This is a genomic window from Bradyrhizobium sp., assembly GCF_035484855.1.
In the GTDB taxonomy this organism is placed as follows: Bacteria; Pseudomonadota; Alphaproteobacteria; order Rhizobiales; family Xanthobacteraceae; genus Bradyrhizobium.
The window spans coordinates 1-9103 of record NZ_DATHOP010000089.1; the positions used below are offsets into that span (position 1 = coordinate 1).

The 9103-nt window shown below is 63.7% G+C and carries 8 protein-coding genes; 5 read left to right on the forward strand and 3 right to left on the reverse strand.

Annotation, left to right across the window (positions count from 1 at the left end; translation table 11 throughout):
• A partial coding sequence (locus VK804_RS10355; RefSeq protein WP_414642750.1) for an ABC transporter permease subunit occupies positions 1–341 on the reverse strand: 341 nt, incomplete at its 3' end.
• A gap of 28 nt (positions 342–369) precedes the next feature.
• The gene (locus VK804_RS10360) at positions 370–1620 is read right to left on the reverse strand and encodes an ABC transporter substrate-binding protein (RefSeq protein ID WP_325370631.1); all 1251 of its coding nucleotides are present in this window, start codon (positions 1618–1620) and stop codon (positions 370–372) included.
• Positions 1621–1810: 190 nt separating this feature from the next.
• Here VK804_RS10360 and VK804_RS10365 point away from each other — a divergent pair, with 190 nt between their 5' ends.
• Complete coding sequence (locus VK804_RS10365) at positions 1811–2542, forward strand: GntR family transcriptional regulator (RefSeq protein ID WP_325370633.1); 732 nt, start codon at positions 1811–1813, stop codon at positions 2540–2542.
• 11 nt (positions 2543–2553) lie between these two features.
• On the opposite strand, the gene VK804_RS10370 is transcribed toward VK804_RS10365, so the two are convergent.
• Positions 2554–3624 carry a glycosyltransferase family 4 protein gene (locus tag VK804_RS10370; protein WP_325370635.1) on the reverse strand — a complete coding sequence of 357 codons (1071 nt, stop codon included), beginning with the start codon at positions 3622–3624 and terminating at the stop codon, positions 2554–2556.
• Positions 3625–3916: 292 nt separating this feature from the next.
• Between VK804_RS10370 and VK804_RS10375 the strand changes: the two genes are divergently transcribed.
• From VK804_RS10375 to VK804_RS10390, 4 genes are all read left to right on the forward strand, one after another.
• Positions 3917–5680, forward strand: a complete 1764-nt coding sequence (locus tag VK804_RS10375; protein WP_325370637.1) for an ABC transporter ATP-binding protein — start codon at positions 3917–3919, stop codon at positions 5678–5680.
• Between the two features lie 65 nt (positions 5681–5745).
• Positions 5746–7947, forward strand: a complete 2202-nt coding sequence (locus tag VK804_RS10380; protein WP_325370639.1) for an amylo-alpha-1,6-glucosidase — start codon at positions 5746–5748, stop codon at positions 7945–7947.
• A 105-nt stretch (positions 7948–8052) separates the two neighbouring features.
• The gene (locus VK804_RS10385; RefSeq protein ID WP_325370641.1) at positions 8053–8535 is read left to right on the forward strand and encodes a PRC-barrel domain-containing protein; all 483 of its coding nucleotides are present in this window, start codon (positions 8053–8055) and stop codon (positions 8533–8535) included.
• Positions 8536–8594: 59 nt separating this feature from the next.
• The coding region (locus VK804_RS10390) for an MFS transporter (RefSeq protein WP_325370643.1) at positions 8595–9103 on the forward strand (509 nt) is incomplete at its 3' end.

A 9103-nucleotide genomic window follows, 5' to 3' on the forward strand; every position in this document is an offset into this window, starting at 1 on the left:
TTCGCCGTGAACAGCATCAGCGCCAGATTCAACAGCAGCAGCGACAGCGCGAACGTCAGGAAGATCTGCGGCATGTCGTTCGGTCCCAGCACCCGGCGGATCAGGAAATGCTGGATCAGCACGCCGGCCGCGAACAGGACCGGCATGGTGACGAACAGCGAGAGCAGGGGATCGACACCGAGCTGGCTCGACAGAAAGAAGGAGATGTACATCCCGATCATCACGAACTCGCCCTGGGCGAAGTTGACGATCTTGACCACGCCGAAGATCAGCGTGACGCCGATGCTGACGAGCGCGTAGATGCCGCCGATGAGCAGGCCGTTGATGACGGCCTGGGCCACTGTCTCCCACATCTGGTTCGACCGGTGTTTAGATCTTCAGCAGCGGCTTGCGGGCGTCTTCCTTGGGGAACACGCTGGCGAGATCGCCGTTCTGCCACTGCACGCCGACCGGGCGGCCGTAGATGTTCTTGCCGTCGGGTCCGAATTTTACTTTTCCGCCCGGCGCCATCGCCGCATAACCCGACGAAACGTCGAGCGTGGACAGGGCGTCGCGCACCTTCTGCGGATCGGTGGAGGCGGCGCGTTCCAGCGCATCGGCCAGCATGAAGGTCTGCGCGACCAGGCCGCCCGCATATTCGAACAGGAATTCGCCGGTGCGCTTCTTGTATTCGGCGTTTACCTTCTCGCAGTCGGCGTTCATGTCGTGGTTCCAGTGCGCCACGCCCTGCAGGCCTTCGGCGAGTTTTCCGACATTCTTGTAGAAATCCGGGATGACGAAACCGCCGGAGCCGCCGTTGATCGCGATGTCGAGGCCGACCTGCTTGACGGTGCGCACGATCAGGATCAGGTCGTTGAGATAGGACACCGAGAACAGCGCGTTGGCGCCTGACGATTTGACCTTGTTGATCAGCGGGCTCGCATCGGTGAATCCAGCCGAATAGGGTTCGAACATCACGATCTCGACGCCCTCAGTGGGCGCCAGTTCCTTCAGGCCGTTCGAGGTCGAGGTGCCGAAGGCGGTGTTCTCGAAGATCACCGCGACCTTCGGCTTGTCGCTGACGAGTTTCGACATCTGCAATTGCGCCTGCGCGAATTGCGAGGCGCGGGCGAACGGCGTGAAGGTGTAGGTGCGGCCCTTGTTGAGCTGGTCCGAGCTCGAGCCCGTGATCAGCGGCACCTTGGCGCGTTCGGCGACTTCGCTCGCGATCAGCGTCAGCGCGCTGGCGAAGCAGCCATGGATCGCCGACAATTTGTTGCCGGTGATGAGCCGGTCGGTTTCCGTCCGCGTCACCGTGGTGTCGCTCTGGTTGTCGGAAATGATGAGGTTGAGCTTGGCGCCGCCGAGCGACTTGATGCCGCCGGCCTCATTGACCATCTCGACCGCGAGCTTGGCGGCGGCGACGCAGCCCACCCCGATCTGCGCCATGCTGCCGGTGGTCGGATACAGCGCGCCGATATTGACTGGATCGGCGGCCCAGCCGCGCAGCGGCACCGCACCGAAGGCGCCCGCGGCCAAAATGCCGCCGGTCTTGATGAGGAATTGGCGGCGGTCCTGCCGCTTCGACGAGGCCTGGCTCGCCGCAATCTTGCTGTCGGAATTCTTGCGATGTTTCTTCATGACGTTTCCCCTGCGGTCGCGGCACCGGTCGTCCGCATGTTTGTAGCGATGGTGGCCCCATTTTTTTGCGATGGTAACCCCATTCAAAATTGTTTACAATACAGTTATCAATATTATTATCTTAATTGATAACTTCCACCGCTTGGTGCTCTGCTCGCGCCGGCGGCGTGTTTTTCAAATCGGGGAAATGATGGTCGGAAAATCCGCCAAACCGGCAATAAGTCGAAAGTCGAAGTCCGCCCAGACCCCGACTGCGCGAGAACCGGCAGCCGCCATCATCGCCAAGCGTATCGAGGAGGACATAGTCCTCGGGCGGCGTCAACCGCGCGAGCGCCTGGTCGAGCAGGATCTGTGCGACCTGTTCGACACCCATCGCGGCGACGTCAGGCTGGCATTGTTCGAACTCGAAAAGAAGGGGCTGGTCGAGCGCATTCCCAATCGCGGCGCGATGGTTCGCGGGCTGACGCCGCTTCAGGTGAAGGAAATCTACGCGGTCCGCGAGGAACTGGAGGTGATGGCCGTTCGCATCATTCCGTTTCCGGTTGCATCTCACGATGTCGGGCGGCTGGAGGAATTGCAGCGGCAGCATACCGCGGCGGTGGCTGCGGGCGATCTGCTCACGGTGTTCTACAGCAACCTCAGTTTCCACCGGGTGTTGTACGGCCTCTGCGGCAATGCCTGCCTGATCGAAACCATCGATCTCTTGGCGCAGAAGGTCTACGGCATCCGCTCCTACGCCAGCGCGCCCGAATCGCTCGATCGCGCCCGCCGCGATCACCTCGACATGATCAAGGCGCTACGCGGCTCGCGCCGCGACGAGCTGGTGGCGCTGACGCGGCGCCACCTGAAACCCTCGCCGGAAGCATATATAAAGGACTACGAGCGGCGCTTCGGCAAAGCCGATCTCGCGCTGGCGCAGTAAGCGGCGGTTGGCTATTCGGCGCTGCTCACCAGCTTGATCCGCGGTTCGGCTGCCTCCATCAGGCTGCGATAGGCGGCGAGATAGTCGAGCGCCATGCGGCGCGCGGTGAAGCGCGCCTCGAATTGCTTGCGGATCGCGTGCCTGCTCAAATTCGACAGGCGATCGACGGCCGCGACCGCGCTGGTCTCGTCCTCGACGATGAAGCCGGTGAGGCCGTCGTCGATGATCTCGGCGACCGAGCCGCGATTGTAGGCGATGACGGGCGTGCCGCACGCCATCGCCTCGATCATCACGAGGCCGAACGGCTCCGGCCAGTCGATCGGGACCAGAAGCCCGATAGCGCCGCTCAGGAAAGCCGATTTCTCATGGTCGCCGATCTCTCCGATGTACTCGACCAGAGGGCTGTAGTCGATCAGCGGACGTATGAGTTCATTGTAATAGTCCTGGTCGGCGCGGTCGACCTTGGCCGCGATCTTCAGCGGAATGCCGCAGCGGGTTGCGATCTTGATCGCGCGGTCGACGCCTTTTTCCGGCGCGATGCGGCCGAGCACCGCCAGATATCCGGGCGTGCAAGGCTGCGGCATCAGCAATCGCTCGGGCAGCCCGTGGTGGATGGTGCGCACCCAGTTGGCTTGTGGAACCGGCCGCCGCTGCGCGTTCGAGATCGAAATCACCGGAACCGAGGAGAAGGTCGTGAACACCGGCTGGTGTTCGGGCAGGTCGAGCCTGCCGTGCAGGGTGGTCAGAAAAGGGGTCGGCTGCCGCGAGAACAGCGAGAACGGGTAGTAGTCGAGGTGAAAATGCAGGAAATCGAATTCCTCATCGTCGCATTTTTGCCGCACGCGCTCCAGCATCACCATGTGCAAGGCGTTGGGATCGCGCACCGATCCGTCGAGCCGGAGTGCTTTCGGCCAAGTTGCCTCGAGTTTTGCGGAAGTCCGGGAATCCCCGCTGGCGAACAGCGTCACTTCGTTTCCCAACGCCACCAGTTCCTCGGTCAGCCAGTGCACCACCCGTTCGGTTCCACCATAAAGTTTCGGCGGAACAGCCTCCGTCAGCGGAGCAACCTGCGCGATGCGCATCTCTCAGTCTCCTGTTCGTGATCATGAATGAAGAAAAAGCCCCTTCGTCGAGTTGGCACCGGCATGCCGAGTCGGGAACGTTCTCGCATCTGCGAAGTTCCCTACAGCAGGATTACATCTTTGCATCTCACGGCCTTCCCGATCTCGTCGCCATTCTTCACGTCCTTGCGGCGTCCCATGCCGCAAAATTGTTGCTCCCTCATGGCGTGCAGCGGGAACCGTGAGCGCGCTTCGATCATTCGATAGGCGCGTGGGTATTCCGTTAGGCTCCTTCAGAAGGCGTGCTGCGAACATGGACAACCTTTCAGGATACGCGAACCGCCCGTTTGCATTCGTATTGCGCTATCTGCGTCGGCGTCTGGCCGCCCATATCGTGATTCTGACAGCCGTCGTCGCAGCCGTTGCATGTTCCGTAGGCACTCAATATGGCGTGAAGAATCTGGTCGACGGACTCTCGTCCGGCTCGTCCCATGCGGCCAGCGTCTGGCTGGCACTCATTTTGCTCATGTCGCTGATCACAGCGGATAATTTTCTGTGGCGAATTGCCAGCTGGACCGCGAGTTTCACATTCGTGGGCGTGACCGGCGATCTGCGCCGCGACATGTTCCGCCACCTGACCGGGCATGCGCCGAGCTATTTTTCCGACCGCCTGCCGGGAATGCTGACCAGCCGCATCACCGCGACCTCGAATGCGGTCTATACCGTCGAGAACATGTTTGTCTGGAACGTGCTGCCGCCGTGCATGGCCACGGTTTCCGCGATCGCGCTGATCGGAACCGTCAGCCCGGAGATGGCCGCCGGGATGATCGGGATCGCGGCCATCATGGTGGTGGCGATGTTCCGCATGGCCGCCGCCGGCAAGCCGCTGCATGACGATTTTGCGGACAAGGCTGCCGCGGTCGACGGTGAAATGGTCGACGTGATCAACAACCTGCCGCTGGTGCGGGCCTTCTGCGGGTTCGGCCTCGAGCACGATCGCTTTGACGCAACCGTCGGCCGCGAATTGACGGCGCGCGGACGCAGCCTTCGCTATCTGGAAAAACTGCGGATCATTCACGCGGGCGTTACGGTCGTGCTGACGATCGGCCTGCTCGCCCGGACCATCACGCTTTGGCAGCGCGGCGGCGCTACCACCGGTGACGTCGTGCTGGTCTGCACGCTGGGGCTTACGATCCTCAGCGCCACGCGGGATCTGGCGGTGGCGCTGGTCGACGTCACCCAGCACGTCGCGCGGCTGACGGAGGCGCTCGCCACGCTGCTGCTGCCGCACGAACTGCGCGACCATCCGGAAGCCGAGCCGCTGGTCAAGCGCGGCGCCGCGATCGCCTTCAACAATGTCGCGTTCCGCTACCCCGGCGGAATTCAGGTGTTCGACAGGTTCAGCCTTCGCATTCAACCCGGTCAAAGGGTAGGCCTGGTCGGTCAGTCCGGCGGCGGCAAGTCCAGCCTGTTCGTGCTGCTGCAGCGCTTCTACGACGTCCAGCACGGCAGCATCACGATCGATGGGCAGGATATCGCGAAGGTGACGCAGCAAAGCCTGCGGCAGGCGATCTCCGTGGTGCCGCAGGACATCTCGCTGTTCCAGCGCTCGATCCTGGAAAACATCCGCTACGGCCGTCCGAACGCCAGCGACGATGAGGTGTTGCGCGCGGCGATTGCGGCGCGCTGCGATTTCGTCGAGACGTTGCCCGATGGCCTCGCCACCATGGTCGGCGACCGCGGCGTCAAGCTGTCCGGCGGACAGCGGCAGCGCATCGCGATTGCGCGCGCCTTCCTGAAGGACGCGCCGATCCTGCTGCTGGATGAAGCCACCGCCGCGCTCGACAGCGAATCGGAGGAGGCGATACGCGAAGCGCTCATTCGGCTGATGCGTGGCCGTACGGTGATCGCGATCGCCCACCGCCTGGCAACGCTGCGCAATTTCGACCGGGTGGTGATGCTGAAGGCCGGCAAGGTCATCGAAGATGGCCGGCCCGATCGCCTGATGCAGGGCCAGGGTCCCTACCGCGAACTGGTGACGCAGGAAATGAGCCGGCTCGCCAAACACGCCGCGTGATCCAGCGACTGGTGTTTCAAGTCCCAGTGCGTATATCGAAGGCCGGGGGAGCCGATCGAGGTCACATGGCAGCTGAAGTCTTAACCCAAATCATGACGGTGCGGACCGTCGAGCAGGTTCTGGAATCACCGTTCTATATCCCGATGACCGGGCCCGCGGCGCGGCCACGGCGTTCGCTCAAGCATGACGACACCTTCATCGTACTCGACAGTCACGGCGACATCGGGGCCTCCGCCGGCGGGCCGGACGGCCTGTTCAACGCCGACACCCGCTATCTCGCCCACCTCGAGCTGTTGCTGGATGATGTCCAGCCGCTGCTGCTCGGCTCCAATTTGCGCGACGACAATTCGGGATTGACGGTCGATCTCACCAATCCCGACGTCTATCGCAACGGCCGGATCGTATTGCAAAAGGACATGCTGCATATCGTCCGCACCATTTTCTTGTGGCGCGCAACCGCCTATCAGCGGATCGGTCTGCAGAACCATGGCGAGCGGGCGGCGAGCTTCGACCTGACACTGCTGTTCGACAACGACTTCGCCGACCTGTTCGAGGTGCGCGGCGAAAAGCGGTCGCGCCGGGGTGTCGGCGCCAGCAAGCTGCTGGGGCCGGCCGACGTCCTGCTCGAATACAGGGGTCTCGACGCCAAATCGCGCAGCACGACGCTGCATTTCGACCCATGGCCGACACGACTTGCGGTCAATGCGGCGACCTATCATCTTGAACTGGCGCCGCATCAGATTAGTTCGCTGTTTGTCGCCGCGTCCTGCAACAAGCCGGCCAGCTTCAGGCCGGCGCCGTTCTTCCGCGGACTGCTGGCGCACCGCCGCGAAATGCGGCGCTCGACGGCGGGAGCCGCCAGCATCGAAACCTCGAACAATATTTTCAACGAGGTGCTGTGCCAGTCGATGGCCGACCTCAACATGCTGATGACGGACACGCCGCAGGGGCCGTATCCCTATGCCGGGATTCCCTGGTATTCGACGACCTTCGGCCGCGATGGGATCATCACCGCGCTGCAAATGCTGTGGATCGACCCGCGGGTGGCGCGCGGCGTGCTGCGGCGGCTTGCTTTTTATCAGGCCAAGTCGGTTGACCCGCTCGCCGATGCCGAACCCGGAAAGATCCTTCACGAAATGCGCGGCGGCGAAATGGCCGACCTGCGCGAGGTGCCGTTTGCGCAATATTACGGCAGCGTCGATGCCACGCCGCTGTTCGTGATGCTGGCCGGCCTCTATGTCGAGCGCACCGGCGACGAGGAGACGCTGGCCGAGTTGTGGCCTTCGATCGAGGCGGCGCTGGGCTGGATCGACGGGGCGGGCGATCCCGACCGCGACGGATTCGTCGAGTATCAGCGGGCTTCGGAACAGGGTCTCGCCAATCAGGGCTGGAAGGATTCCTACGACGCGATCTTTCACGCCGACGGCCGGCTGGCCGAAGGCTATATCGCGCTGTCGGAAGTGCAGGGCTATGTCTATGCCGCCAAACGGCTCGCGGCGCGCTGCGCGGCGCGGCTCGGCATGAACGATGTGGCGCGGGAGCTGGACACCGAGGCGCGGCAACTCGCCGAGCGCTTCGAGGATGCCTTCTGGTGCGAGGAACTCGGCACCTATGCGTTGGCGCTCGACGGCGCCAAGCAGCCGTGCCGGGTGAGGTCGTCCAATGCCGGGCAATTGCTGTTCACCGGGATCGTGTGTGAAGATCGCGCCCGCCTGGTCGCCGCCGATCTGATGCGGCCGCATTTTTTCACAGGCTGGGGCATCCGCACCGTGGCGCACGGCGAGGCGCGCTATAATCCGATGTCCTACCACAACGGCTCGATCTGGCCGCACGACAACGCGCTGATCGCCTTGGGGCTGGCGCGCTACGAACACAAGCACGCGGTCCAGACGCTCTTCGAGGGCCTGTTCGACGCCGGCACCTATATGGATTACCGCCGGCTGCCGGAACTGTTCTGCGGCTTCCAGCGCCACCACGGCCAAGGGCCGACGCTCTATCCGGTCGCCTGCTCGCCGCAGGCCTGGGCCAGCGCCACGCCGTTCACGTTGTTGGAAGCCTCGCTCGGCCTGCAATTCGACCCGTTCAAGGGCGAGATCCGGCTGTGCAATCCGCGCCTTCCGGCATTCCTCGACGAGGTGATCCTGCGCGATTTGCGGCTCGGCTCATCGAGCGTCGACCTGCGCGTGCGGCGGCACAAAGATACGGTATCGCTCGATACGCCCCGCATCAGCGGCGATATCCGGGTTTCGATCGTGTTTTCCTCCTGAATCATTGGGAACTTTTGCCGCAAGCCTGCCGGCCGCGCCGAGCCGTGGAACCCGCCGCACCGCGAAGGTTTAAGTGTGTGGGCTCCCAACCACCTCGGAGGCAGCATGCGCGGCGAACATCCGGCCGTCATGGCGGCAGCTGCATTGTTGGCGCTGACCGCCATCGTCAGCGTGGCGTCGTCTGAAAATGGACCTGCCCCACCGGCCCCGGCCCCGGCCAAGACCGACCAGCCGGCGCCGCCCGCGGTCGCCACTATCCTCCCCAATCATGAGGTCGAGGGCATTCTTGGCCGGCAAGTGCGCAGTTCGGCCGACGAGAACATGGGCCGGATCGTCGACGTGCTGGTGGATCGCAGCGGCCAGGTGCGCGCCGCGATCATCGACTTTGGTGGTTTCCTCGGTGTCGGCAGCCGCAAGATCGCGGTAGATTGGGCCGCCCTGCATTTTCCCGCCCCGGCCAAGCCCGAGCCGCCGATCAGTTTGGAATTAAACCGCGACCAGGTGAACGCCGCACCCGCCTATGAGGATGGCAAGCCCGTCGTGGTCTTAAGCGCGCTCGGCAAGCTCGAGCCGCTGCCGTTCCAATAATCAACATTTGCGGGAGACGTATTCTGCCGGCGAAGCCATCACGCGCCATTCGCGACCGAGTGGATCAGCACGACGCGCTCGCCGGCGAAGCCTTGCCGCCGCCACCGACATCTGAAGGTAGCGAGCCGCCGTCGCGGCCGTCGCCGCGCAGCCTGCGCGGGCTCGATTGGTTCATCTTCTTCGTCGCCGACGTGCAGACCGGTTTCGGCCCGTTCGTGTCGGTCTACCTCACCGGGCAACGCTGGACGCAGTTCGATATCGGTCTCGTGCAATCGGCGGCGGGCATCATCTCGCTCCTCGGCCAGATGCCGGGTGGCGCCATCGTCGATGCCGCCCGCTCCGAGCGCTTCGTCGCCGGCATCGCCATCGTCACCATCTGCGTCGCCGCCTTGACCTATGCGGCGCTGCCGATCTTCCCGGTCGTGCTGACGGGAGCGATCTTGCACGCGCTGGCAAGTTGCGTGCTCGGTCCGGCGATGGCCGCGATCAGCCTCGGCCTGGTCGGCCATGCCGCGATCGGTGCGCGGCTCGGCCGCAATGCCCGCTTCGCGTCGGTCGGCAACGGCTT

Bases quoted from the DNA above. Each gene is read 5' to 3' on its own strand.
- VK804_RS10360 (WP_325370631.1), bottom strand. From the start codon at position 1,620: ATGAAGAAACATCGCAAGAATTCCGACAGCAAGATTGCGGCGAGCCAG.
- VK804_RS10375 (WP_325370637.1), top strand. From the start codon at position 3,917: ATGGACAACCTTTCAGGATACGCGAACCGCCCGTTTGCATTCGTATTG.
- VK804_RS10365 (WP_325370633.1), top strand. From the start codon at position 1,811: ATGGTCGGAAAATCCGCCAAACCGGCAATAAGTCGAAAGTCGAAGTCC.
- VK804_RS10370 (WP_325370635.1), bottom strand. From the start codon at position 3,624: ATGCGCATCGCGCAGGTTGCTCCGCTGACGGAGGCTGTTCCGCCGAAA.
- VK804_RS10385 (WP_325370641.1), top strand. From the start codon at position 8,053: ATGCGCGGCGAACATCCGGCCGTCATGGCGGCAGCTGCATTGTTGGCG.
- VK804_RS10380 (WP_325370639.1), top strand. From the start codon at position 5,746: ATGGCAGCTGAAGTCTTAACCCAAATCATGACGGTGCGGACCGTCGAG.